Annotated in this window: 1 protein-coding gene; it reads left to right on the forward strand. The window is 64.1% G+C overall.

Translation table 11 applies throughout. From position 1 onward, the window contains the following. A partial coding sequence (glyA, locus tag ACR0M3_RS20020) for a serine hydroxymethyltransferase (RefSeq protein WP_480912416.1) occupies positions 1-1,190 on the forward strand: 1,190 nt, incomplete at both ends.

Here is a 1,190-nt window from a genome sequence, read left to right on the forward strand (position 1 = left end):
CCTGAGCTTTTTGGCTCGATCCGGTCTGAGCTGGGTCGTCAGCGCGACGAGATCGAGCTGATTGCGTCCGAGAACATCGTCTCTGCCGCCGTGATGGAGGCGCAGGGTTCGGTGATGACCAACAAATATGCCGAAGGTTACCCGGGCCGGCGCTATTACGGGGGCTGCGAGTTTGTTGATATCGCCGAGAATCTGGCCATCGACCGCGCCAAGCAGCTGTTTGGCTGCGGTTTTGCCAATGTGCAGCCGAACTCGGGCAGCCAGGCCAACCAGGGCGTGTTCCAGGCGCTGATCCAGCCCGGCGACACCATTCTGGGTATGAGCCTGGATGCTGGTGGCCACCTGACCCACGGCGCGCGGCCCAACCAGTCGGGCAAGTGGTTCAACGCCGTGCAATACGGCGTGCGCCAGCAGGACAACATGCTGGACTATGATCAGGTCGAGGCGCTGGCGAAAGAGCATAACCCCAAGCTGATCATCGCGGGCGGTTCGGCCATCCCGCGTCAGATCGACTTTGCCCGCATGCGCGAGATCGCCGACATGGTCGGCGCCTATCTGCACGTGGACATGGCGCATTTCGCCGGTCTGGTTGCGGCGGGCGAGCATCCCAGCCCGTTCCCCTACGCGCATGTGGCGACCACCACCACACACAAGACCCTGCGCGGCCCACGTGGGGGTATGATCCTGACCAATGATGAAGATATCGCTAAGAAAGTGAATTCGGCGATCTTCCCCGGCATTCAGGGCGGCCCGCTGATGCATGTGATCGCGGCCAAGGCCGTGGCCTTTGGCGAGGCGCTGCGCCCCGAGTTCAAAAGCTACATCCAGCAGGTCGTGATCAATGCGCAGGCGCTCAGCGATCAGCTGATCAAGGGCGGGCTCGACACGGTGACCCACGGCACCGACACCCATGTGGTGCTGGTCGACCTGCGCCCCAAGGGCGTCAAGGGCAACGCCACCGAAAAGGCCCTGGGCCGGGCGCATATCACCTGCAACAAGAACGGCGTGCCGTTTGACCCGGAAAAGCCGACCATCACGTCGGGCATCCGCCTCGGCAGCCCCGCCGGCACCACCCGCGGCTTTGGCGAGGCCGAGTTCCGCCAGATCGCCGACTGGATCATCGAAGTGGTCGACGGCCTGGCCGCCAACGGCGAAGACGGCAACGCCGAAGTCGAAGCCCGCGTCCGCGC

It is taken from the genome of Ruegeria sp. O5, from assembly GCF_056535105.1.